A 24793-nucleotide genomic window follows, 5' to 3' on the forward strand; every position below is an offset into this window, starting at 1 on the left:
AGTCCCTTCGACTTCGAGGGAATCCTGTCTTACAGTACCTGTCTATGCAGGCCGCACATGCGGTCTGCATAGTATAGTATTCAGGGAGAAGGGTTATATGGATACCTATTTAGATAAAATTGGAGCCTCAGTTCGGCATATTTTTGAAGTGCTGGATGACGGCATCTATATTACGGACAAAGAAGGCAAAACGCTATTTGTTAACTCCATGTATGAACGTCTTACCGGACTTACGGAAGGCGAATTGCGTGGTAAGGATGTCCGGTATCTAAAAGACAGTGGTATCTTTGATGCTGTTCTTAACCCTGAGATTGTGAAGACCGGTAAGCCTGCAACCGTTGTTCAGCAGCTGAAAACAGGCAAGCGCCTTGTTTTACGCGGTTTTCCTGTTTTTGACGATAACAATGAGCTCGTGCTCGTTGTTACGCTTGCGCGTGACATTACCCTGATCGGGCAAATGCGTAAGCAGATCGCACAGCAGAAAGAACAAATTTCCCTTTTCTCAAAACAGCTTGCACATCTAGCATCTCAGGATTCTACAGACAATAATCCTGATAACATGTTCTATGATTCTCAGGTGCAGCAGCTAGTATCACTTATTAAGCGTATTGCAGAAACTGACGCTACCATGCTTCTGCTTGGTGAGACCGGTGTTGGTAAAGACTGGTTTGCGCGTCTTGCACACGACAGTAGCCCGCGCAGGGACGAAATGTTCCTTAAGGTTGACTGTGGTAGTATTTCTGAAAACCTTATTGAATCAGAACTTTTCGGTTACGCTCCAGGTGCTTTTACCGGTGCAACCTCAAAGGGCAAGCCTGGTCACTTTGAAATGGCTAATCGCGGTACCGTATTTCTTGATGAAATCGGTGAACTTCCTCTTTCCATGCAGGCTAAGCTTCTGCGTGTTCTTCAAGATCAGGAAGTTGTTCGCGTTGGTGCCTCTGTAGCTAAAAAAGTTGATGTACGTATTATTGCTGCAACTAACCGTAATCTGGAAGAAGAAGTCCGTAAGGGTAATTTCCGAAGCGATTTGTTCTACCGTTTACGTGTAGCCGTTGTTGAGATTCCGCCACTGCGTGAGCGTACAGAAATGATTCCGGGTCTTGTAGAGCATTTCCTCTCTATCTACGGTGAAAAATACAAGAAAGACATCACATGTGCCCGTGATGCTATGCAGTTGCTGCTTAAATACCGCTGGCCGGGTAACATCCGTGAGCTTGAAAACCTTATTCAGAGCCTTGTTGTAACACTGGATCATTCTGATATTACAGCAAACGATCTGCCGCCTTCTATTAACTCCCGTCATCCAATGGATTGCTTGCCTAACGTAGAGCTTGACGCGAAAGATGAAGGTAAGTCTTTGAAAGAAATTATGGCAGAGCTCGAGCGTCGCGTTATTCAGCAGGCACTCGATACTTATGGCTCAGTGAACAAAGCCTCTGAAGTTCTTAAGGTGAACCGTACTACAATTTTCCGCAAGATGAAGCAGTAAGCACTGGCTTATCGAACAATCACAAAATGGAACATATACTCTTTATCGCGATGGGGTGGTTTGTCGGCGGCTTTGTGAACGGGCTTGCCGGATTTGGTGCCGCTATGGTTGCCATGCCTATCATCAGCTACATGATGGATGTTTCGGTTCTCGTGCCGAGTGCTACGATGATAGTCCTGACGTTGAATTGTCATGCTGGATGGGTTTATCGAAAGCATATTGAATGGCGCTATACCAAAACGCTGTTGATGGGCGCTGTCCCCGGGGTTGTGCTTAGTGCGTATGCATTACAATTCGTTCCAGAACAACAGCTTAGATTCGGTATGGGTGCTTTTGTTGCAGCCTATGCAATCTGGAATCTTTTTTTTGAAAAGAAGGAAGTGCGAGTTGTCAATCCGGCATGGGGCTATGTCGCAGGCGTGATGTCCAGTTCTCTGGGAATGGCCTTCAGCTTTAATGGTCCACCTCTTGCAGTATATACCGCATACTGTGGTTGTCCAAAAAACGCTGTTAAAGCTATCATCAGCGCAGGGTTTATTCTTACCGGTGTGCTTATTGTTTCTACACAGGTTGCAATTGGTAATATTGATACCTACGCATTGACTATATACGCAGCTTCAGTTCCTGCCGTAGTTGTCGGCAGTAAGCTTGGAATTTATCTTTCAGCTTTTATTTCTGAATCATCGTATCGAAAATTTTTCTTTGTTTTATTGGCAATTCTCGGCTTGAAAATAGCCGGAGCTGCTTTGCAAATTTTATTATAAATAGGTTCGCTGCAAGGATACACTGTTGTTTTTTATACTATAGTTTTTTGTTTTACACGTTGTGTGACCAATTTATAATATTTTATGGGGCATGTTTCACATGCTACACATAATTCCCGTTTGGTTGAGCCGGTTCAGTTGTTTCAAAGTGTGCGAAGCAATAGAGCCGGCTCATACTTTTTTTAAAACTGAAAAAGCAGCAGGGAAAATATGGGAATTATACCTTCTCCTCTTCACAAGGGTGAAATGAAAGAGTAGATCTATTGGTAAAGATTCTTAATAAGTTTTTTTGGCTATTTTTTTAATAGGTTGTTTTTAGTTGTTCTGCTTATTGCTTGAACATATTAAATTTCAGGAAGGTATATGAGGTATGGAAACTAATCAAACTCGTGAAGAATTGATTCAAGATGTGATTGAGCGCGAACTGGTTATGTTTTTGAACACGAAAAATTTGGGTGGTCCCGCATCCTGTCAGGAAAATCCGGACATGTTTCGCCACTGGCGCTGGATGGTCTTTTCCGTACTGTCAGATGAGTATATTGCATCTTACAAAGACGATTTGATTGAGGCGGAGCGCGTTGGCCGCAATTTGATGACCGAAAAGTATGCCCGAATGGACAACCTGATTCCGTGTGTGTCCCCGAACATGGAGAAAGTACGAAAAATTACTGCTACAGAACGAGTCTGGATGCAGGAGTTGTTTCAGGAATTTCCACTATTGTTTCCTCAATCTCTTGCCCGTTTTGATATGTACTTCCCAGCGGAAATGGAAACTCTCTCGGAACGTAGTCTTGATTTGTATCAAGCGTGTGTAGATAAGGCTCTTCGCTCCGGTGAAAACTTGGCACGTAAGCGTTACGTCAATTTTTATGCTCGGATGGGGCTAGGCACACTGGAAGAATTAGAAGCACGCAGACGAGAGAAACTCCATCAGAGCTAAAAGTTGAAGAAGGGAGGGGAGAATCATGCAGGGATTACCTTTATCCAGAGAATTCTATGATGAAGTAGCCGCGCCGATGCTGCGAAGCGAGCTGCCAGGATATGTGAGTCAGCTTGCTATCGGCCTTGTGGGTGAGGGATCTGAATGTTTCGGATTTGATGACGATTTTTCACAGGATCACGATTGGGGCGCGGGTGTTTGTATTTGGGTTCCAGAATCACTTGCTGGGCAAGTTGAGCCGTTGCTTGAGCCAGTATTTGCGCGTCTTCCATCTACCTTTAAGGGATATCCTGTGAGAATGGCGCCAGATCTTCGGAATGGACGGGTTGGCTTGTTCACTATTGAAGGTTTCTATCGACGCTTTATTAACAGTGGACAACCACTTTCTACATGGCAGCAGTGGTATACTGTTCCTGAACATTTTTTAGCTGTTGCAACTAACGGAGAAGTTTTTACTGACCCTGTAGGGCAGTTCTCTTCTTTCCGGAAGTCATTACTTAATTTTTATCCTGATGATGTAATGAAGAAAAAGTTGGCGGCTCGTTTTGCTGTTATGGCACAAAGCGGTCAGTATAACCTGCTGCGTATGCTCAAGCGAAATGATACTGCAGCGGCGCTGCTTGCCGTTTCACGTTTTGTTGAGTCCACAGTTGGAGCCATGTATTTGATGCACGGTAAGTACATGCCGTTTTATAAATGGGCGTTCCGCGGTATGAAAGAGCTGCCTGACGGTGCGTTTATTGCGGCAAAACTGAATGACGTTTTGTCGTTGAATCTTACTCAGGGACCTGACATTTTGAGCAATGCGGAAGCAGCGGTTGAAACTGTTTGTGTTGAGATGATGAGGTTGTTGCAGAAGAAAGGACTGAGTCGAAGTAATGAAGCTTGGCTTATGGCTCAGGCGGAGATGGTTCAAAGTCAGATTGAAAATCCTCAAATCAGGAACCTGCCGACTCTGCATGGAATCCAGTGTAGCTAATGATATCTTATAAAAGTTATGAAAAAAGGCTGTCCTAACATTTAGGATAGCCTTTTTCAAAAATAATTCGCAGTGCGAAAAGATTATTTCTTTCCAGTTGCAACCATGCGTAAGAAATGACGTGGAATTTCCTCTAGCAATGCTTTTGCGCGCTCTTCACCGATGTGGAACGGTGTACGACCAGAAATATAGAGACTGATTAAACCGTGAATTTGTGACCAAGACATGATCAGGGCGTCGTCTACAGAGCATCCTTCAAAATGACCGGCGTCAATAGCGCGTTCCACGGCGTTTCGAACCATACCAAGTACAGCCTCGTAGCCCTTTACTGGTACTGTGCCGTCTTCAGAAATCTGAATAGGCATATGGAACATAAGATCATAGTATTCCCAGTAATCAACGCCGAATCCGCCGTATTCAACGGCAAGATTCGCAAGGTGCTTGATTGGGTCAGGATCTATTTCAAGTCTTGCTAATCGGTTGAGGAGAATCTGGTAGCCTTCAGTGCGGAGCTGATCTAGCAGTTCTTCTTTGTTTTTTACGTACCGGTAAATAAGCGCGGGGCTGTAATTTACCTTGGCAGCAATGCGTCGCATGGAGACATTGCCTACACCTTCTTTAGAGAACAGTTCGCGTGCTGCATCAAGTATGAGACGGCGTTTTTCTGTTTGTTCCGGTGTCCAATCTTTCTTCATTAGAGCTCCCTTTGCAGGAATACGGTGCTTATCTTTGAAGCGTGCAACGCGGCTTCGACTTCCCCTCGTCTTACTGAAGCTGCGTATGTCATAAAATAAAGAATATCTTATGACATGTTGTGAAGCACAATTCCATACCGTATCTAAGTACTACATATAGTAAGTAGAGAGTTACGTAAACTTACTTTCCGTTGGATACGGCTGATCTGAAAGAAGTACGTGCCATATTATAATGATAGTAACGCATTGCAGGAGGGAGTGGTTCGACCATGCCGCACTATGTTATTGCGCTATGAAGGTATATCCGAGTCAAGCCGTTGCAGTTTTTTTAGCAGCAGCTAACAATGAGGGGATACAAAAACACGGTCTCCCTCAATAAGTCCGAGTGCTGCACAGATGTTTTCGCGAATAACTGCTATCCCGTTTTGGAATCCGCAATGGGCTATTGCACCTGAAAATTCACCATTTTCTTTAAGAGATCCCATCAGGTGAATGTCGCCTTTAATGCTTCCTTTTTTGAGGGTGTACCACTTCCCGTTTCTTAATGGAGACAGTTCGTTACGAGTTGCTTTGTAGCAGAGTGTTCCATCAACTGGGTCGACTCTGTTTTGGAATGTGAATCCAAGACGTTTTGCAAGATGCTGTGAACCGCGTGACGACATACCTACGGAATTTTCACTGATTCGTTGTTTGGAACAACCGTCTGGTAATTCATATTCGTTAGGGAACATGTTCATAAATGAACGATCCTTATTAGCCATACGTTTGTACGCTTCAATAAAGCTCATTCCTGTAAATTTTTTTCCAAAACAATCCCAGAAACGGGATTCACCTTTGGCGGTAATCTTGCCTAGTACCTCAACTACAAAAGAGTCTGTAAAGCGTTCTGGCTTAATTCCTGCGTAAAGGACTCGTATGTGGCTTAACTGGGCTGCAAGTTTGTAATGTGTTTTGCGGAACATGTCGTCCACAATCAACCCGCCAAGGCCGCTTGTACGTTGAGTTTCAATGCCACGGATATATTTCTGATGATCTTCTTCGTTGATCACATCTATGTAATGTTGTGGCTGGGCTTCGGATATGTACGAACCAAATAAGCTGGAAGCTCCAGCAATTCGTTTTGTGGCCAGATCTTCACAAACGAATTGATATTCACATTTTCCAGGTGGGAGAATGCCCGCAAATGACTGCAAGCTGGTCTCAATTCGTTTAGACAAAAGATCTGGCGAAGGCTGGAGGCTTAAAAGAGGAGCCTGATAAGCGAGCCGACACAGTTCATCGTGATCTTCATGCCGTGCTCCGCGCACAATAAATCGCATAATATTTCTCTTTGCTTAGTGTGTCGATTAGCTATTTCGTTTTTTTGACCATTCGTTTCTTTATTCTTGAAGAGACTAGAAACATAGAGCCACGTTGAAGAGGAAGATATCTATTTAGTAATTGTAAATTTAATCACATAGTTCAAGATGCAGTGTGATTGACTACATTCGTGCATAGTTAGCTATATGAGTAACTTTTAATTTGTATTTATGTACAGAAAATGTCCTGCCCTTAGCAAGGGCTGGACGATGTTTTCTACGGGATTTGGTCTTACTTTTTTAGCTGTTGAAAAGAACTTGTTGGTATGACAGTAATTGATACGGAGCAAGGTGGTGAGGGGCATTTTGTTTTAGAAAGGAAATAGTTTTTGATGATTAATATTGTCAGCTTGTTATGGGTGTTTTCACCTGTGAGCCATTACGTTGATCATATGAGCCTGATAGCCTGCTCCAAACCCATTATCGATATTCACAACTGAAACTCCGGGAGCGCAGCCGTTCAGCATGGTCATGAGGGCAGCAACCCCACCAAGTCCTGTGCCGTAGCCTATACTTGTTGGAACAGCGATAACAGGTACGGGGCTGAGCCCGGCAACAAGCGTTGGCAAAGCTCCATCCATTCCGGCAACTGCAATGATTGCTGAGGCCTTCTCAAAATCTTTTGCTGCATTCAGTGCCCGATGTACTCCGGCAATTCCACAGTCAAAGTGTCTAATAACATTACTGCCGAGAAACTCAGCTGTCTGGGCTGCCTCTTCAGCGATTCCGTGATCGGATGTTCCGGCGTTGATTACTAGAACACAGCCAGTTAGTTTTTTATTAGGGGCATCAAGAGTCAATGTGCGGGCGTTAGCATCAAAACGGATGGCTGGAAGAACTGTTTGGACTGCTTTGTAATGTTCTTCGGTTGCGCGCGTGCCAAGACATTCACCATGTGAATCAATCATTGCTTGAAAGATGATTGCAACCTGCTCAGGAGTTTTGCCTTCGCAAAAAATGACTTCAGGGCAACCTGTCCGTTGTGGCCTGTTAATATCCAGCTGCGTGTGGTTGCTTACAAAACATGAATGTTTTTTGGGGAGATTAGAATTTGCTGACTGTTCTTGTTCGAATAGATCAGAAGGTATTGGGTTCTGTGTAGGCATGATCAATCCTTATTAATAAAAGAATAGGCAATAGATTCGTTTCCTACGGTGGATTCAGTCGAAGTGCAATGCAGGGACAATAGTAAAAAATGAAAAAATGAATTTTCCATATTGACAAGGTGTAATAAATTCCATAAATACACCTCTCACTTGTTGGGCTATCGTTCAATTGGCAGGACGACGGGTTCTGGCTCCGTTAATCAAGGTTCGAGTCCTTGTAGCCCAGCCATCAAGTGATCTAGATTAAAACAAGGTCAGAAGTTTTAATCTGTATATAAGACGCGTCCCCATCGTCTAGCCTGGCCCAGGACACCTGCCTTTCACGCAGGCGACGGGGGTTCAAATCCCCGCAACGATAAGTTAGTTAGATTAAAACAAGGTCAGAAGTTTTAATCTGCATATAAGAAGCGTCCCCATCGTCTAGCCTGGCCCAGGACACCTGCCTTTCACGCAGGCGACGGGGGTTCAAATCCCCCTGGGGACGCCAAAGTAAATCAAGCTCTTACGCGAAAGTGTAAGAGCTTTTTTTGTTTTTCTAGCTGGTTGGAGTAAGTTCAAGGGCAACCTTATTCATGATTATTCGGGGCCGTTTTTCCCCCTTATTAGTCTAATTCATATTTTTAACTGGATGGATAATAAAAGTTCGCATGTCATGCTTGGTTAAAGTAGTAACGTTTTGTTTTGTGAATTTTTTGAGTTGAAAAGAACGGATGTGAATTGTTGAATGCTTGAAGTTAGCGAACTGCAGTTAGTTCAGCGAAAATTGGATTCGGGTGACCTTATTATGCCGAGAGACATCACCTGCTGTTCTAAGAAACGTTACTATCTGGCTACAAGTAAGGTAGTAAGCATTCCTTATGTATCACAGTATTTAAAGAATGGCTTTTGAATCAGATAGTTGATTAATGGTAGATCGCATTTGATTGCTGACTGGATTGAAAACAAATTACAAGTTGCTTACGGTCGGTTGCTACACCAGCGAATGAGGTTTTAAAGTAAAAAAAGCTCTTACATGAAAGTGTAAGAGCTTTTTTGCTTCAGATTGATCCACCGTGTAGTGGCGATGGAGAAAGTTCGCGTTGCCTGCTGAAAACAGAACGGCTTGCCACTACATTGCAGCTTTGCGGCTTTCCTCGAGGTAGATTTTGCTGAGACGAGTTACAACAGGACCTGGGGTGCCACCGGAAAGTTCAACGTTATCGATTTCGATAATAGGGTTTACGAAGGCTGTGGCAGCAGTAGCAAAGGCTTCAGCGGCTTGCTGTGCTTCTTCAATGGTGAAGGGACGTTCTTCGATTTCCATGTCCAGTTCTGTTGCAAGCTTCAATACAGCTGCGCGAGTGATGCCGTGCAAAATGGAGTTGGAAAGATTGCGGGTAACGATCTTACCGTCTTTGGTTACAATGTATGCGTTGCTGGAAGTTCCTTCTGTAACAAAACCGTCTTGAACCATCCATGCGTCATCTTTGCCTTCAGCTTTTGCAATCATTTTTGTCATGGAAGGAGCAAGAAGCTGAACGGTCTTGATGTCACGACGACCCCATCTGATGTCTGGTGCGGAGATTATGCGGATACCAGTTTTTGGGGCAGAAAGAGGTTTGGCTTGTGTAAACAGGACGATGGTCTGCTCGGCATCTTTCGGGAATACGAAGTCTCGATCCGCAGCGCCACGGGTAATCTGTAAGTAAATAGCGCCTTCATTAAGATTGTTTCGCTTAATGAGTTCGCGGTGAACTTCAAGTAGTTCTTCTTGGCTGATAGGCATTTCCATCTTGAGTTCGCCAAGGGAACGTTCAAGGCGGGTTGTGTGGCCTGCGTAATCCACTAGCTTTCCGTCCAGAACAGCGGTTACTTCGTATACGCCGTCGGCAAATAAGAAACCGCGGTCAAAAATGGATACAGTGGCATTTTCTTCGGGCAGGTAGTTCCCGTTTACATAAACTGTACGACTCATGATTATCCTTTAACTCTCTACAATAGGTCTTTTTGAGCAGTGTGGATTAATTATTAGTTAGTAGGAGCGCCCCATAACTCAGGTTGTGGAGGGTGCACGTGCTTGTTGTCATAGGTCAGTCCGCAAGGTCTGTCCTCGGCCAGCAGAAGCGGGCCATCTAAATCGGTCACAGCAGCATCTTGAGCAACAAACACTGCAGGGGCCATGGCAAGAGAAGAGCCGACCATGCAGCCGACCATGATCTCGTAACCATTTTCTTTCGCCAGCTCTCTTAACGCCAGAGCTTCGGTGAGTCCACCAGTCTTATCGAGTTTTATGTTGATCATATCGTATTTACCCTGCAAATCAGGTAAAGAGCTGCGATCGTGGCAGGATTCATCGGCACAGACAGGTAGGATACGCTCTAAATGGAGCAGGGCGTCATCGGCACCGGCTGGCAAAGGTTGTTCGACCATCTCAACCCCGAGATTGAGCAATACAGGAGCAATTTCCTGATACAGTTCCGGTGTCCAGCCCTCGTTGGCATCTACGATAATACGTGCGTCAGGTGCTCCTTTGCGCACAGCTTCAATGCGAGCGATATCGCCTTTGCCGCCAAGTTTAATTTTTAAAAGAGGGCGGGAAGAATTTTTTGTGGCCTCAGAGAGCATGTTTTCTGGGGTGTCCAGCGAAAGAGTGTACGCGGTAACTTCCGGCTTTGGTTCGTCCAACCCAGCTAGCTGCCATACAGGATTTCCGGAAAGCTTGGCATCCAGATCCCACAGGGCACAGTCAACAGCATTGCGTGCTGCACCTGCAGGCAAGGCGGACTGGAGTGTCTTGCGAGTTATTGGCAAAGGGAGTGCTTCAATTTGCGCGATAACACTTTCAACGGTTTCATTGTACCGTGCGTACGGTACACATTCTCCACGCCCGACAACTCCATCGCGTTCAATATCTACACGGACAACAACAGCTTCGGTTCTTGATCCACGTGAGATGGTGAATACTTTTGCGAGGGGAAAGATGTCCTTGCTAACGGTTATGCGCATTCGAGAGCCTCTACAAGACGACCTGCTCCTTGTCTGAATGGATCGACTGAAGGGATACCGAATTGTTTTTCAAGTGCCTTGAGGTAATTGAGTGCGTCGGTTTCTTCCATGTGCTGGGTGTTAACGGAAACGCCGACAACTTTGCAGTCAGGGTTAACAATTTGAGCCATACGCAGGGCAACGTCCTTCAAGGCTTCAAGGGAAGGCTGCTGGTATTCAGGCAGGCCGCGCATATGTTCTCTAGTTGGCTCGTGGCAGAGGATCAGCGCATCAGGCTGACCGCCATGAATAAGAGCCATGGTTACACCGGAGTAGGATGCGTGGAACAGGCTTCCCTGACCTTCAATGAGATCCCAGTGGTCTGCGTCATTATCCGGTGTGAGCCATTCAACAGCACCAGCCATGAAGTCGGCGATAACTGCATCAAGTGGAACGCCGTTGCCTTCAATCAAGATGCCTGTTTGTCCCGTTGGGCGGAAGGTAGCTTTCATACCGCGTTCTTTCATCTCGCGGTGCATTGCAAGTGCCGTATACATTTTGCCTACGGAGCAGTCGGTTCCTACCGCGAGGCAGCGTTTTCCGGAGCGTTTCTTCCCGTTTGCAATTGGGTATTTGACAGATGGCAAACGCACGTCGTGTAGAGTGCAACCATTTTTCTCAGCAGCTTCAACCAGATCAGGCTCATCACGGAGCAGGTTGTGCAGACCGGAAGCGATGTCCATACCAGCTTCAAGAGCTTCAATGAGGATGGATTTCCAACTATCTGAAATTACACCACCTCTGTTGACAATGCCGATAACCAACGTTTTGGCTCCAGCTGCTACAGCGTCCTGAATTGACAAATCTGTAATACCAAGGTCGACATTACAGTTTTCCATGCGTAACTGACCGATAGCAGCTTCTGGGCGCCAGTCATAAATGCCTTGTGCCATCTTCGCCGCAAGAGCATCAGGTGCATCGCCAAGGAACAGTAAATAAGGTGCTTCAAACATAATATATACTCCGTCGCTAGCTGAGTTTGCCAAATTAATACAGGGGACTGCAGGGCGGTGCTTGGATAACAATTTTCAGTTGCTGGAAGTCTGTCTAAACAAAATTGTAAAAAAGTGCCCTGAATTTGTATTTTTGCGTATTTTTGCGAAAATTAGCAATATTCAAATAATCAAAAAGAGAGGGGGCGATTGTTGAAAAAAGCAAGAGGTGTGTTTTTGAAGAAAAAAAGAGTGAATACTATCTGTCTTTAGTGTGCATAAAAGACAGACGTCACGCTTTTGAGCGGGAAAATCTTCAACATTGTTTGGTTAGAAAAGTTATTAGATTAAAGATAGTTGGATTGGGTGGATGTTGAAGGGCAGTGCGGGACGCATCAAAATGAAGCTGATTTTTCGATATGCAAAGACTTTTTTATGATGAAAGTAAGCAAAAAAGCATTTTTTTGTAGAAGCGAGAAGGAAATTTTTTGAAGGCGAGTGATGTAGGGTGGGGGGCGCGGCACATCAAAGTGCACTAATTGGTTAGTTAGCAACTCTTTTTGAAGTGCCAAAAACATTAAGCTCTTACACGAAAGTGTGAGAAATTTTTTTGATCCATAAGTTAGAAACAAAGGCTCCTACACTGATGTGCAAGAGCCTTTTTGATTGAAATAACTTTGTCCGGTCATCCCAATCGCTTTCGGGGACTTAAGCGGCCAATGCTACTATTCTTTGATGGAGTTGTCTTCGTAGCTGGAGATAAACGTGGCCACACGGTTGCGTGAAGCGGTTATTCTTTCACGCAGGGACTTGCGATATGCTTCCATATCCTCGATAGGGGCGGTTGCAACGCCTGTGTCCATTGCTGCCTGTGCTACAGCAGGGACTTCCCATTCAAGGATACGGGGATCAAGAGGTTTAGGGATGACGTAATTGAGACCGTATTCTAAGCTTTCAACATTGTACATTTTACACACTTCAGCTGGAACAGGTTCTTTAGCAAGGGCTGCCAGTGCTTTTGCTGCTGCAACTTTCATTGCTTCGTTGATCTCTGTTGCGCCAACGTCAAGTGCTCCGCGGAAGATGTACGGGAAGCCGGATACGTTGTTTACCTGATTCGGGAAGTCGGAGCGTCCTGTTCCCATGATGCAGGTTGGAACTGCCTCTTTAGCATCATCGTATGGAATTTCCGGGTCAGGGTTAGCCATTGCAAAGATAATAGGGCTTGGAGCCATGGACTTTATCATTTCTTTGGTGAGCAGGTCTTTTACTGACAGGCCTAGGAAACAATCTGCCCCTTTAAGACATTCTGCAAGATCGCCATAGTCTTTGTCTTGAGCGAATTCCGCTTTGTATTTGTTTAATCCTTCTCGGCCTTGATGGATAAGACCGCGGGAGTCGAACATAAAAATATTTTCGCGTTTTACTCCAAGTTCAACGTAAAATTTGGAACATGCGATACCGGCAGCACCTGCTCCTACAACCACCACCTTAAGGTCTTCGATGTTGCGGCCTGTGATTTCACAAGCGTTAATGATACCTGCACCGGAAATAACCGCTGTACCATGCTGGTCATCATGGAATACAGGGATATTCATTTCTTTTTTTAAAGTTTCTTCAATGTGGAAACACTCTGGAGCCTTGATGTCTTCAAGGTTGATACCGCCGAAGGTTGGCTCCATTGCTTTTGTGATTTCAATAAGCTGCTCTGCACTCTTAACAGAAAGGTTGATGTCAAAAACATCAATGTCAGCGAATGTCTTAAAGAGAACACCTTTACCTTCCATTACCGGTTTGCCTGCCAGTGGCCCGATGTTTCCGAGACCAAGAACAGCAGAGCCGTCAGAAACAACCGCAACAAGGTTGGAGCGTCCTGTGTAGAGGGCTGCTGTTTCTGGATTGTCTTTAATTGCCAGACAGGCTTCTGCAACACCAGGGGAGTAGGCCATGGAAAGATCTTTTTGAGAGTTACACGGTTTTGCCGGAATAACTTCGGTTTTACCTCTCCGAGGTGCTTCGTGATATGCAAGTGCTTCTTCTTTAGTAAACAAAGCCATGAATGGTCTCCTTACAGTGTGTTCTATCAAAAGAGAGTCTACTCCGGTTCACAGGCTTCCCTGTGAACCGGAATGGAATATTTTACATAAACATTTTTAGCAGTGCTGTTGCCAGAATCAGCATGAACGCTCCGCCAATACGGGAAGAGATCTGTGCGAACGGCATAAGCTGCATACGTTTTGATGCGGAAAGTACTGCTACGTCACCGGTACCACCCATGTTCGCCATGCAGAGACCCCCTGTGATTGCTGCCTCAACAGGGTAGAAGCCAAGTAGCATGCCTATGAAGCCGGAGCCGATAATTGAGCCGATTACAGTCATGGCAACGAGGATTACATACTGAATGGTGAGGGCGTCGATTACTTGCTGGATGTTGGTGTATGCAACGCCGATTCCCAGAAGCAGTGCAGGGGTGAGGCTTACCATTACAAAGCGGAACCACTGGAATGCGCAGACTTCAAATTTGCGAGGCAGGATGCCCAGTGTTTTTACCAGACCTACAGAGAGGATCATAAGTGCGTAAGAGTGGATTGGGATGTATTTGCCAAGCAGCTTGCCCCATACGAAGAATGTGGTTGCTAAAAGAAGCCCGATTCCCATTGCCTTGTAGTCGATGGCATCAACGCCTTCTGCTGAGTCTTCTGACTCGGCCTCTTGTTTCTTAAGCAGCTTGCCGTGGCCAGAAATGCCTGGAATAACAGCACCAAGGCGATGCAACAAGCCTGCACAGACGATAGCAATAGCGTTACCCAGTGCAAGAGCAGGAACCATTTTGGAGAGCATGGTTCCAACATCCATATTCAATGTTGAACCGAAAATTTGGGAAAGTGGAACAGCGCCGGCACCCATGCCGCCACCCATAATTGGAAGTGCGATGTATAAGACAGCCTCTTCAAAACCAAATCCCATAAGCATACCTGCAACACCGCAAAGAAGAAGCGCGGTAATAACACCACCTAGAATAACAGGCAGGTAGCGGACAGCTGCTTTGATGAGCAGTTTTCTATCCATACCAAGGATTGAGCCACAGATTAACGCGGCAATGTAGAAGCTTAAGAAGCTTTCTTTCTTCATGAAGCTTGTGATGATGGCTGCGGTTTTTTCCGGAAGAATTCCGTAGCCTACAAGTGCTGCAGAGCCAAAAATAATCAGGATAGGGCCACCGCCGAGATAGTCTTTAATAATCGGAGTATTGTCTCCAATCTCGTTAAGGATGGCGCCTAAAATCATCATAATCGGAAACGCTCCGACCATGCCGCCCGGGAGTGCTCCTAAGTAGGTAGCGCTCATGACGACTACAGTTAAGATGGTAAACAGCCCTAGAGGAAGCCCCATGATTTTGTAATCAAGAATGGAGCTTGGTGCAGTGGTTGTTAGAGTTGTGGCAGTGCTCATTGCTTACTCCTTTAAAAAGTGTTGCATAAAAAAGGGAGAACACAGAAGCAGTAACCACCTGCGGTGTGTCCTGCCCTTTTTCATCTTGCTGCACTTCCTAAAAAGCAGAATGCATGCCACTCGTTATTTTGTATTTTTAGTTTTTAGAATCAATATGTTAAGCTAGTTGAGTGTGTGTGGCGAGTAAGGGGGAGCGCTTGATTAGTCTTGTTATTCAGGATGAAAAGAGCACCACAATGAGATGAAATGACTGAACAACCAATAGGACAAAGTGTGCTTTTGTAGTCTGAAAAGCTCGTTTTTGAAGGTCAAACCGTGCATAAGAAAAAAGTGTCCTGAAAAACAGGACACTTTTGTTTTTATTTTTAAATATAAAAAACGAGTACTTGTGGCTTGTTGTGCAGAGAGCAGTATTATGTGCTCTCTGGTGTCTTGCTTTGCAGGACTCCGTGTTCTTTGAGTAAAGCATAGAGTCTTGAGCGGGATAATTCGGAGATGGCGCAGGCATCTTTGATGTTGCCTTCTGTGAGAAGCATGAGGTCTTTCAGGTATTGTTCTTCCAGCCTTCGGTAGCCTTCTGCACGGTATTCGCTCAGAGGAGGAAGGTCTTCTTTTCTTTCCGGTAGCGGGGCAAGGCGTACAGGAGTTTGGCTAACCCTCTGTTTAGCTACAGAAATACGTATCGTTTGAGGAATGTGTTGTGAAAAAAGGAGCGGCTCGTTGCGCGCGGCAGAAACCGCATGATCAATGGCGTGGCGTAACTCGCGGACATTTCCTGGCCAGTTATATGATTCGAGAACTTCAAGCAGTTCCGGATCAACTTTCTTAGGTGGAATGCGATATTGCCGACAAAGGGTGTCGATGAACTTGTTTACCAGCAGGCGGATATCTTCCTTACGTTCCATAAGAGAAGGAAGTGGAAGATGGAGTGCTTTAATACGGAAAAGGAGGTCGCTTCTAAATGTACCCTCTTCTGCCATTGTCTCCAGATTACGGTTTGTAGCGGCAATCATTCTGAAGTTGCTATGAAGCTCTTTGGTGCTGCCTATCGGCCTGACTGTGTGTTCCTGAAGGATGCGTAAAAACTTTTTTTGTACTTCCAGCGAAAGCTCACCAACCTCATCAAGGAAGAGCGTTCCGCCGTCTGCTTGCATAACTAGGCCGGTGCTTTCCCGTGCAGCCCCTGTGAATGCCCCTTTTGTATAGCCGTACAGAATACCTTCTGCCAGAGTGTCTGGAAGAGCTGCGCAATCAACAACAATAAAGGGGTGGTGGCGTCGGTTGCTGTTTTCGTGGATGGCTCGGGCAAACATTTCTTTGCCGACCCCAGTTTCTCCAGTAATGAGGACATTAACATCACTGGCGGCATATTGTTCTACAGTGGCAAGTGCGCGGCGTAACGCAGGGCTGTCTCCGACAATATTTTCCCGCTGTAAGGGAAGTGCGGTTTCTTGAGGCGAAGAAAGGCGTTTTTCCCGATAGCGTAATGCCCGTTCAAGGGTGACAGTGATCTGGTGGATAGAATCGCTTTTCTGGATGTATTCCCATGCACCATCAGCAATAGCTTTTGCTGCATCTTCCGGTTCACCGGCGCCGGTAATGATGATGACTTCCGGTGAAGGCGTCTGTGCCTTCAATCTGGGGAGTAACGTAAGGCCATTGCCGTCTGGAAGACGAACATCAAGAAAGACTACTGCAAATTCCTGCTCAGCGGATTTTTGTTTCCCTTCATGGAGTGTGCGGGCAAAAGTAACAGTATGCCCTTGACGTTGCGCCGCTCTGGAAAGGGTGTAGCTGATAGAAGGATCGTCATCGATAATAAGAACTAAGGCCATGGCGCGCCGTCCTGTTGAGAGTCTAATACGTTACGGATAAGGTTTCCGAGATCTGAATTTCTGAATGGTTTTGCAAGAAATGCAGAGATGCCGATTTTATCGGATTCCTGCATGAATAACTCAACGTTGCTTCCCTCAAAGCCGCTGTAAATTATGACCCGTAAGTCAGGTGCAACGGTGGAAATAGCACTTGCGAGTTCAAGTCCTGTCAGTTCCGGCATAATTTGATCTGCCAGAAGCAGGTCAAATTCAGTTGGATTCGACTGTATGCGTTTTAATGCTTCTGCGCTGCTTTGCTGTGCTGTTACTGTATAACCTTGTCGCATAAGGAACTTATGTACAGAGTAAAGCATTTCTTCATCGTCATCTACAACGAGGATATGTTCAGTTCCTTGAGTCGAGGGTTGTTCAGCCTCTGGAGACCAAGCACACGAATCAGCTGCGACTTCCGGTAAATATACACGGAATGTGGTTTCTACATTGCTTTTACTTTCTACAGTAACAGTGCCGCCGTATTTTTTAATGATTCCATGAACGGTAGATAATCCAAGTCCTGTACCGCCCTTGTCCTTTTTGGTCGTAAAGAACGGGTCGAAAATGCGCGGGAGCAGTTCCTCTGGTATTCCGATGCCGGTGTCAGATACGGACAAGCATAGGTATTGTCCATTGGGTAGCTCATGCGGGACATTGTCATTCTCCTCAGTGACATCAACTTCTTCAATATTAATGGTGAGGATTCCCTGCATACCGAACATAGCGTGGTCTGCATTCAGGCACAGGTTCATGATTACCTGATGCAGTTCACCAGCATCAGCGAGAAGCATTCCACCATGTTCAGCTTTTGATGAAAATTTAATTTCAATCGTCGAAGGCAATAACGTTTGCAGAAGCTGGATACATTCTTCCGTAAGAGCAGGCAGAGAAATGATTTCAGTAGCAACTTCAGTGCGGCTGCTGAATCTCCGGATTTGCCCAATAATCTGCTTACCTCTGTACGCGGCTTTGAGAGCCTGCTTAATGTCCTCATGTGCAGGGTTGTCTCTTGGCACATCATCTAGAGCAAGCTCACAGCATGAACTGATTGCTCCAATAATATTGTTGAAGTCATGCGCTATGCCACCAGCAACGGTTCCGAGAGCCTCCATTTTTTGTGAATGACGAAGCTCTGCGGCAAGCTGAGCTTCCCTTTCCCGTGCACGGCGTTTTTGGATAAGGTTTGTAACACCTTGCATCATTAGTGTGAGCTGGCGTTCATCTGATTTTGAGAACGTGACTGTATCATCACCTAATATTATGAGTGCCCGTAATTGTTCTCGTTCCCAGATAGGTAACGCAATGCTGTTTTTAAATTTATTCATTCCCAACGGCCACACAACAGGTGTGCGGGAGTTTTCAGCTTGAAGACGAGCTGTCTGTTCCCGCTGAACAAGTTTCTCCCACGGAGAAACCAGATCATTGATACGCAACGGCTCAGGCAGGGAGTGCCATGAAGTGTTCTGATCTTTGCTTATACAGTATCGATCCACTTTTTGTTCTGGAGTTATGGTGAGATATACTGCTGTTGTTGCATTGAGCAGGTTACGAACTTTTTCAAGACTAAACAGAACAAGCTCGTCAGCAGAATTTTTCTCTTGTTCATTCAATTTAAGAAGTGATTCAAGGCGTTCTTCTTCTCGTTTAAGAAGTTCGGTTGTCTCGTTTTTTTCCCGCAGCATACGCAGCAGGACAAGAATGGTAATGGACAGCCACAGGAAACAGCCGATGGCGATGAGAATAAGTGTTTTGTATTTGTAAAACAGTGTCTGTGGCTCAAAAAGAATTTTTGCACTGTGAGGAAGAATGTTCTGTGGGATTTTAAATTTCTTTAACTGACGATAGTCAAAGATGTATTCATTTTGCTGTCTGCGTATGACTGGAAGGTCTGCAATTGGAACTCCTTTGAGGATATCAAGAGCCAACTGGGCAGCATCTTGTCCTTGTTGTATTCCACTGACCATTTTCCCACCTAACACCCCATGCCCCATGGTGTATTGCCATGGCGAGAATACAGGAAGGCCACTTGAAGTTGCTACAAGTGATGTACTTTCCGGAACACTAAGTACCGATCCATCTGGAGTACGGTAATAGGAAAGATACAATATAGCAGTTCGCTCAGGGAGGTTCGTGAGTTTTTCCTGAAGTTCTGGTGGATTCAGCTTGGTCAGTTCGATAAAAGATAGTCTGTCTGCAAATAGAGGAGCAAGCTCTTTTGCTTGCTCCAAGTTGTTCTTGCTGGATGTTGTGACGCCGCCACTTACGAGTGCGAGGTGCCGTGTTTGAGGAAATAGAGTCAGTGCGAGCTCTATTGTTTCTTTAATGTCAGCTTCTTCTGCGACGCCTGTAAATCCGGATTTACCTTTAAGCATTTGTGGAGAGAATCGGGTCACTCCGCAGAAGGCGACAGGCACATTTGGAAAGAGCTTATCTCTATAGCGTACAAGAAAGTCTAGCGCATTGTTATCGGAAGCGATGATGGCATCAAAACGGGTGTTTTTGTATTTTGTAGAGTAGAGCTTGTCGAGAATGGGGAAAATTTCAGCAGGACTATATTGCTTAGTGTCCATGAACTCGTAGTGGACTTTTAATGGAATTTTAGCTTGATTAAGCTTATCCCGAATACCTTCCAGTACAGATTCTCCCCACAGGTATCCCATGTGATATGAGTTAAGAACGAGTACTGTGGCTGCCTTATTAGCGGCAACGGAAGGCTGGGGAGAGAGGATACTAATGCATAATAAAAGCATCATTAAAAAGGATAGTAAGCTACGCATTCTGCTCCTCTCTTGAAATAGAATTTAATTTCGTTACTTCATATTCAGTGGTGCTGATATGTAATGGTAGATAATAATAATCAAACTTTGAAGTACAATTTTGGACGGTGAGTAAGGGAAATTTTTTCTTAACCTTTATTTCATGTTGTATAGATAGCATCTCATTTTGAGTAGATGTGCATTGCTTTGGTTGCAAGTAATGTTCTCTGTAATCGACTGTTAGCATTAAGCATATTCTAAGATGCTTAACCTGCTGTTACTATTAATAACTATAAAAAAGCATGCATAGGGTTATACATGCTTTTTTTAGCGTTCAAGGTGCTACTCCATCATGAGTAATAAGCTGTCTTTTTGAGGTCTTGAAAAAGAAATCTTTGTTGGTTTTGGCATGTTAAGCGACTTGGTATCCATGGTTTGGATACGACTGAATTCAGGTGCTAGTGCTTCAAATGCATCAACAACTAATGGATCGAACTGTTTATTACGCTCAGAAATAATGATCTCAGATGCTTCAGAGTGAGATAGCGCTGCCTTGTAAACTCTAGGAGAGGTCAAGGCATCATAAACATCAGCAAGTGCCATAATTCGTCCTTCGATAGGGATGTCCTGTCCCCGAAGCCCTTGAGGGTATCCTGTACCGTCCCATTTTTCATGGTGTGTAAGGGCCATAGTTTGTGCTGTTTCTAAAAATGATTCCTGCCCTAACATTTCCTGCGCTTCTTCAAGAGCTTTTTGCCCAATAATAGTGTGTTCTTTCATTTTGTTAAATTCTCCTGAGGTAAGGGGGCCAGGTTTTAACAGGATAGAATCGGGAATTCCCACCTTACCTATGTCGTGCAGTGGGGCTGAACGGCATATTCTCTCAACAGCTTTGGGAGGCAGTTGGTCTTTCAATTCTGTGTGAACACTTAAATATGATGTCAGTAAGCTTACATATTTTTGAGTGCGTTTGATATGTGACCCAGTTTCATTGTCTCTTGTCTCAGCTAGGTTAGCGAGACTTATTAGTGTTGCGTTTTGAACAAGACGTAGTTTTGTGCTTTCTAAATCGCGTTCATATCGTAATGCAGCAAAAGCAATAATAGAAAATGATCGTATGCATGTTTGTAGCTGGATAAAAAGAATATAGTCCAGAGATAACGCATACGATGCTTGGAAGAAGAAAAGCCCTATCGATGTAATAAGTGTTGAAAAAAAGACCAGCCAACATGCAAGACTGAAGCTTAGAGTTAGGCATGCCCATAGAGTAATGGGGATTAAAAGCGGAGTAGTATAATTAATATTGGTAACATCAGTATTAATTAATGTAGCTTGTAAAACAAGAATTAGTATCTCTAGTGCTAGTATTAGGATGTGCTGAATTCGAATTTTATCGAATACAATTTTATTACGATATAATAACAGCAGAGCGACTGGTGTAACAGAAGTAATGCTTGCAAGCTTTAAAATTGAGTTTTGAACAGAGAATACTGATGTATTTGAAAAATCAAAAATTATGTTTTGAAAAAAAACTGGAATAGCAGATGCTCCAATTCCAGTACTTATTGCAATTAATGTATAAAAAATAATATGCTTACTGGAGATAGAAGAATCAGATTTTGTCTTAATGACAACAGAAGCGATATAGTAATAGAAAAGTTCAACAAGAGCTCCAGAAAATGTTAAATAGGGTGTAGATAAGCTTAGGGCAACAAGCACAGTGCCTAATAAAAATGGGAAGATGCCTATTCCAAACCTGATAAAGCAGGCAAGAAACCAACCTGAAATAGGCCAATAAGCTGGCTCCAAAGCACTATCAGGCGCTGAATGTGCACTAATGGAAAGTATTGTGTAGGTTATTAGGCAGATTAAAGCTGTATGTGAAAGTTTACTAACCATTGTTCCCCCTTTCCCCTCTTTTTTAGTATCGGTTGATGCTTTTACCGAAAAGTCACAGGTGGTTGTTTCTTTTTGTGTAGTGACACGCTGGCGGGGCAAGGGGGTACTATTGCTTGGGTGAACAGTCAATGTGTGTTTTGTTGTATGCCATAGAAATTCTGACCTTTTTAGAGAGTCTTTTCATGGCAGCAACCTAATAGAAAAAAGCAGTGTATTCCCGTTGTGGCATTAACGGCGGGAATACACTGCTTTTTAGTTGGGCAGAAGTGGATTGCTCTTGTATGAGGAGTCTAAGTAGGTGGTGGTTACTTAGCGATCACTGCTGCGGTTACAGAAACTTCGCAAAGAAGTTCCGGTCTTGCGAGTCGGGTTTCAACACATGCACGTGCTGGTGCATGGCCTTCTTCAAACCATGTGTCCCATACGGAGTTGAAACCGGCAAAGTCTTTCATGTCTCTAAGGTATACAATCACTGAAAGAACGTGATTTCTGTCGCTGCCTACTTCTTTCAAGAGAGCATCAACTTTTTCAAGCATGTTGCGTGCCTGATCTTTGATGCCACAATCAGAATTGTCTGGAACCTGTCCGCACAGGTAAGCTACGCCGTTAAAAATGGTTGCTTTGCTCATACGGACGCCTGGGGTAACGCGAGTAATTTCAGACATAATTTCTCTCTACTTTTGGTTCTTAAATAAATCTGCAGGGCCTGAAGCTTCAGAAAAGCTCATTGCGGCAATTTCGCTAAGCGGTACACCTTTTAAAGGAGGACGAATGGTTAAATAGCCAACTTCGTCCGGTGTGGATTCCAGCTCTTCCGCAAGAAGTTCGTTGATTGCTGCTCCGCACATTCTTCCCTGACATGGTCCCATGCCGGCGCGGGTGATTATTTTGATCTCGTTAGGATCATGAGCACCCTGACTGATGACTTCACGGATTTCACCAACAGTTACGTTTTCACAACGGCAGACAACTGTTTCGTTTTCGAATCCATACTGACCTGCACGTGGTGCATACATTGCATCGATGAATGGTCTAGGATGCTTGTCTTTTGTGATTTTTGCAGAAATTGGCTTTGCCATTTCATCACGGGTGCTAGCGGAAAGAATGCCAAGGCTATGGGCAATCTCTAATCCTGCGAGGTCACCTTTCAAACCAGCAGCAACAGCGCCGGAAACATAGCCGCCGTCACCGGCTACGAATACTCTGTCGTGGTTTGTACGTCCCCACTGGTCACAAACAGGGTGCCAGTAACGAAGCTCTGTGTCCCAGCGCATTTCGCAGCCAACCTGACGCATCACGTGGGTGTTTGGAATAACACCGAAATGCAGCAGAGCTACATCAGTAGGGATGGTGACTTTTTCCCCTTTGTGAGTGCATTCAACCTGCTCAACTTTGTCCTGGCCAAGCATTTTAAGGTCGGATACTCCACGCAAGTAGCGAACTTTGGACTTGTTAATATCCCAGAGGATCTTAAGGCCCTTGAGCAAGAAATCTGTTCTAAGCAGTGCACGCGGAAGATGCTTGATTGTTGAGAAAGAAGGAATAAGAGGAGTAGTATCCAGAATAGCTTCAATCTGAACGCCCTTTTTGATCAGCAAGGAGGCTTCAAGCAGTAACAGAGGACCGCTGCCGCAGAGGACTACTTTTCCGTTAGGGGAAAGTCCTGCTTCTTTGGCAAGGTTGTTTGCTGCACCGGCACCAAGAACACCCGGAAGTGTCCAACCCTTGAGAGGAACAGGGCGCTCCATAGCACCTGTTGCAATAACTACATAGTTAGAGGAGATCTGTTTTGAGACTCCGTCACAACTGTAGCAAACAGTGCCGTCGCCTTCGACTTGCCATACCATGGCGCCGCCTTGGTACTTTGCGTTACTTTTTCTGAAACGCTGCACGATGGCACGACCTTGGGCGTAATCTTCCCCGAAGAACTCCAGCTGGGCCGCTGAGGTGGATTCCACGTTGCGGTAAATCTGTCCGCCGAGATGAATCTGCTCATCAAGAACAAGGGTATCAAGGCCCATTTCGGCAAGTGTTGCTCCGCAGGAGAGACCGGCAGGACCTGCGCCGATCACAACAACATCATAATGACTCATTAGTTGTCCTCCTCTTGCGTGAAGTTACGGTTAATTACCATTCCTTCTGCAACTTCTGTCATGCACGCCTGCTTTTTGCTGCCATCGATTTCCATGAGGCATTCATAGCAGACACCCATCAGGCAGTGCGGGCTGCACGGCTTTTTTGATGAAGGGGAAACACGGGAGATGATTTCTCCACAACTTAAAAGAGCTGCTGCTACACTCATTCCTGCAGGAAGAGCTTTATGTTTACCATCGAGCAGAACAGTTACTGTCTGCTGAGCTTGTGAAGGATCGATTTTAAACATTGAAACGTCCATTGCTGAAAGGAGAAATAAGTTCTGAGTTACGGCCATCAAGAATCCAAGGTGCTACGACGGAAGTATGCATTGGATTAAGCGACACAGAGCTATGAAGTGCCATGACATAAATATTCGGATGAGTTGGAAGCGAGTCATAAATCGGCGCACCGTCCGGAGTCATCACGCGGGTTGCCCCCCAAGCTCGAACCCAGTTAACTGAAGCGAGTTCAGGGAAAATACGGATTGCGTTCTGAGCCTGTTGCTGCATTGCCTGTGGGGTAGTGCGGATATCGTGTGCAACATCTTCGGTGGAAAGGCCGATCATGTAGGTGCCGTCCTGAGTCTGACGCACTGCAAGCAACGGGAACGGGAGCTTGCGCTCGCAACGTTCTGTTACCATCAGCTGACCACGCTGCGGGTAGACATTAAGTTTGTAGCCAAGAGGGAAGAGAAGACGCTCGCAACCGTGTCCGGCAGCAACAACAAGCTTGTTACAGCTGTATTCTTCGTCTTTGGTTTTCACGGTAACGCTGTTGCCGTTAGGGATAATTTCTAGAATGTTCTGGTTACCGATAAACTCACCACCGCGCTGTTGGAAAGCTTTACGCATTGCGCCGAGAAGTTTCAGTGGGTTAACATGACCCTGCTGAGAGGTGTACATGGCACCGGAAACATCTTCACCGAGCTGCAGCTTCGGCACGAGTTCAGAAAATTGTTGGCGGTCGAGAACAGATACTGGGTAGTCGAGACCTGCTTCGCCGCAGACGCCGGTAAGCTTTTCAACGCTTGCCGCATGTGCCTTCAGCTGTTCTTCACCAAATGCGTGCAACGCGCCGCCAGTCCATTCTAATTCAAGATTAATCTTAGTTTCATCTTCCAGCTCTGCTGCATACTCAGGCCATTGTTTACAAGCAGTGCGGCACCATTTTGCATATGTCGAGCTGCCACCGCCCTTACACATAAACCATGTGAGCCCGAAGTTTGCACGGGAAAGTCGCTGCGTGGGCAGCTGACTGTCGAACATCAAAACTTTGCCTGCGTTTTCTTTTACTAAGCCAAGCGCAGTGGCAGAGCCTGTAATACCTCCGCCAATAACTATGATATCAGCTGTTTTCACTGAAATCCTCCAACGTAATGCAACTACATACAG

Annotated in this window: 19 protein-coding genes and 3 tRNA genes; 7 read left to right on the forward strand and 15 right to left on the reverse strand. The window is 45.2% G+C overall.

The features are described from left to right. The first annotated feature begins 97 nt into the window (after window positions 1–97). The 4 genes from BUR09_RS08765 (at window position 98) to BUR09_RS08780 (ending at window position 4175) form a co-directional block, all read left to right on the forward strand. The gene (locus BUR09_RS08765; protein ID WP_074216575.1) at window positions 98–1492 is read left to right on the forward strand and encodes a sigma-54 interaction domain-containing protein; all 1395 of its coding nucleotides are present in this window, start codon (window positions 98–100) and stop codon (window positions 1490–1492) included. 26 nt (window positions 1493–1518) lie between these two features. Further along, on the forward strand, window positions 1519–2256 hold the full coding sequence (locus BUR09_RS08770) for a sulfite exporter TauE/SafE family protein (protein WP_074216576.1): 738 nt from the start codon (window positions 1519–1521) through the stop codon (window positions 2254–2256). A gap of 370 nt (window positions 2257–2626) precedes the next feature. Continuing rightward, a complete protein-coding gene (locus BUR09_RS08775; RefSeq protein ID WP_074216577.1) occupies window positions 2627–3196 on the forward strand; it encodes a DUF4125 family protein in 570 nt (189 codons plus the stop codon). Window positions 3197–3221: 25 nt separating this feature from the next. Then, a complete protein-coding gene (locus tag BUR09_RS08780) occupies window positions 3222–4175 on the forward strand; it encodes a DUF4037 domain-containing protein (RefSeq protein ID WP_074216578.1) in 954 nt (317 codons plus the stop codon). Window positions 4176–4258: 83 nt separating this feature from the next. Here BUR09_RS08780 and BUR09_RS08785 read toward each other — a convergent pair whose 3' ends face one another. From BUR09_RS08785 to larB, 3 genes are all read right to left on the reverse strand, one after another. Beyond that, on the reverse strand, window positions 4259–4870 hold the full coding sequence (locus BUR09_RS08785) for a TetR/AcrR family transcriptional regulator (RefSeq protein WP_074216579.1): 612 nt from the start codon (window positions 4868–4870) through the stop codon (window positions 4259–4261). A gap of 338 nt (window positions 4871–5208) precedes the next feature. Beyond that, complete coding sequence (locus tag BUR09_RS08790; RefSeq protein WP_074216580.1) at window positions 5209–6189, reverse strand: arginine N-succinyltransferase; 981 nt, start codon at window positions 6187–6189, stop codon at window positions 5209–5211. A 404-nt stretch (window positions 6190–6593) separates the two neighbouring features. After that, entirely contained in the window at window positions 6594–7334 is a 741-nt protein-coding gene (gene larB / locus BUR09_RS08795) for a nickel pincer cofactor biosynthesis protein LarB (RefSeq protein WP_084539403.1), read from the reverse strand. A gap of 154 nt (window positions 7335–7488) precedes the next feature. Here larB and BUR09_RS08800 point away from each other — a divergent pair. The 3 genes from BUR09_RS08800 (at window position 7489) to BUR09_RS08805 (ending at window position 7821) form a co-directional block, all read left to right on the forward strand. Next, window positions 7489–7563 (forward strand) — tRNA-Gln (locus BUR09_RS08800). 62 nt (window positions 7564–7625) lie between these two features. Further along, window positions 7626–7686 (forward strand) — tRNA-Glu (locus BUR09_RS16845). 57 nt (window positions 7687–7743) lie between these two features. Beyond that, window positions 7744–7821: transfer RNA gene (locus BUR09_RS08805), tRNA-Glu, on the forward strand. 621 nt (window positions 7822–8442) lie between these two features. Here BUR09_RS08805 and BUR09_RS08810 read toward each other — a convergent pair. From BUR09_RS08810 to BUR09_RS08865, 12 genes are all read right to left on the reverse strand, one after another. After that, window positions 8443–9288 (reverse strand): D-amino-acid transaminase, encoded by an 846-nt coding sequence (locus tag BUR09_RS08810; RefSeq protein WP_074216581.1) that lies wholly within the window; start codon window positions 9286–9288, stop codon window positions 8443–8445. A gap of 53 nt (window positions 9289–9341) precedes the next feature. Beyond that, entirely contained in the window at window positions 9342–10319 is a 978-nt protein-coding gene (dgcA, locus tag BUR09_RS08815) for an N-acetyl-D-Glu racemase DgcA (RefSeq protein ID WP_074216582.1), read from the reverse strand. Further along, a complete protein-coding gene (gene dgcN / locus BUR09_RS08820; RefSeq protein ID WP_074216583.1) occupies window positions 10310–11311 on the reverse strand; it encodes an N-acetyltransferase DgcN in 1002 nt (333 codons plus the stop codon). The genes dgcA and dgcN overlap by 10 nt, the downstream gene beginning before the upstream one ends. A gap of 704 nt (window positions 11312–12015) precedes the next feature. After that, window positions 12016–13347 carry a malic enzyme-like NAD(P)-binding protein gene (locus BUR09_RS08825; RefSeq protein ID WP_074216584.1) on the reverse strand — a complete coding sequence of 444 codons (1332 nt, stop codon included), beginning with the start codon at window positions 13345–13347 and terminating at the stop codon, window positions 12016–12018. 82 nt (window positions 13348–13429) lie between these two features. Next, window positions 13430–14743: a 2-hydroxycarboxylate transporter family protein gene (locus BUR09_RS08830; protein ID WP_074216585.1), complete on the reverse strand. Its 1314-nt coding sequence runs from the start codon at window positions 14741–14743 to the stop codon at window positions 13430–13432. Window positions 14744–15156: 413 nt separating this feature from the next. After that, window positions 15157–16578, reverse strand: a complete 1422-nt coding sequence (locus BUR09_RS08835; RefSeq protein ID WP_074216586.1) for a sigma-54-dependent transcriptional regulator — start codon at window positions 16576–16578, stop codon at window positions 15157–15159. After that, the gene (locus BUR09_RS08840) at window positions 16569–19388 is read right to left on the reverse strand and encodes an ABC transporter substrate binding protein (protein ID WP_084539404.1); all 2820 of its coding nucleotides are present in this window, start codon (window positions 19386–19388) and stop codon (window positions 16569–16571) included. The genes BUR09_RS08835 and BUR09_RS08840 overlap by 10 nt, the downstream gene beginning before the upstream one ends. A 321-nt stretch (window positions 19389–19709) precedes the next feature. Next, window positions 19710–21266, reverse strand: coding sequence for an HD-GYP domain-containing protein (locus BUR09_RS08845; RefSeq protein WP_074216588.1), 1557 nt, complete (start codon window positions 21264–21266; stop codon window positions 19710–19712). A gap of 305 nt (window positions 21267–21571) precedes the next feature. Continuing rightward, window positions 21572–21931: a RidA family protein gene (locus tag BUR09_RS08850; RefSeq protein ID WP_074216589.1), complete on the reverse strand. Its 360-nt coding sequence runs from the start codon at window positions 21929–21931 to the stop codon at window positions 21572–21574. A gap of 9 nt (window positions 21932–21940) precedes the next feature. Further along, window positions 21941–23359: an NAD(P)/FAD-dependent oxidoreductase gene (locus BUR09_RS08855; protein WP_074216590.1), complete on the reverse strand. Its 1419-nt coding sequence runs from the start codon at window positions 23357–23359 to the stop codon at window positions 21941–21943. Then, a complete protein-coding gene (locus tag BUR09_RS08860) occupies window positions 23359–23649 on the reverse strand; it encodes a (2Fe-2S)-binding protein (protein ID WP_084539405.1) in 291 nt (96 codons plus the stop codon). The genes BUR09_RS08855 and BUR09_RS08860 overlap by 1 nt, the downstream gene beginning before the upstream one ends. Then, window positions 23642–24760, reverse strand: a complete 1119-nt coding sequence (locus BUR09_RS08865) for an NAD(P)/FAD-dependent oxidoreductase (protein ID WP_175566011.1) — start codon at window positions 24758–24760, stop codon at window positions 23642–23644. The genes BUR09_RS08860 and BUR09_RS08865 overlap by 8 nt, the downstream gene beginning before the upstream one ends. Between the last annotated feature and the right edge of the window lie 33 nt (window positions 24761–24793).

Source organism: Halodesulfovibrio marinisediminis DSM 17456 (assembly GCF_900129975.1).
Lineage (GTDB): Bacteria > Desulfobacterota > Desulfovibrionia > Desulfovibrionales > Desulfovibrionaceae > Halodesulfovibrio > Halodesulfovibrio marinisediminis.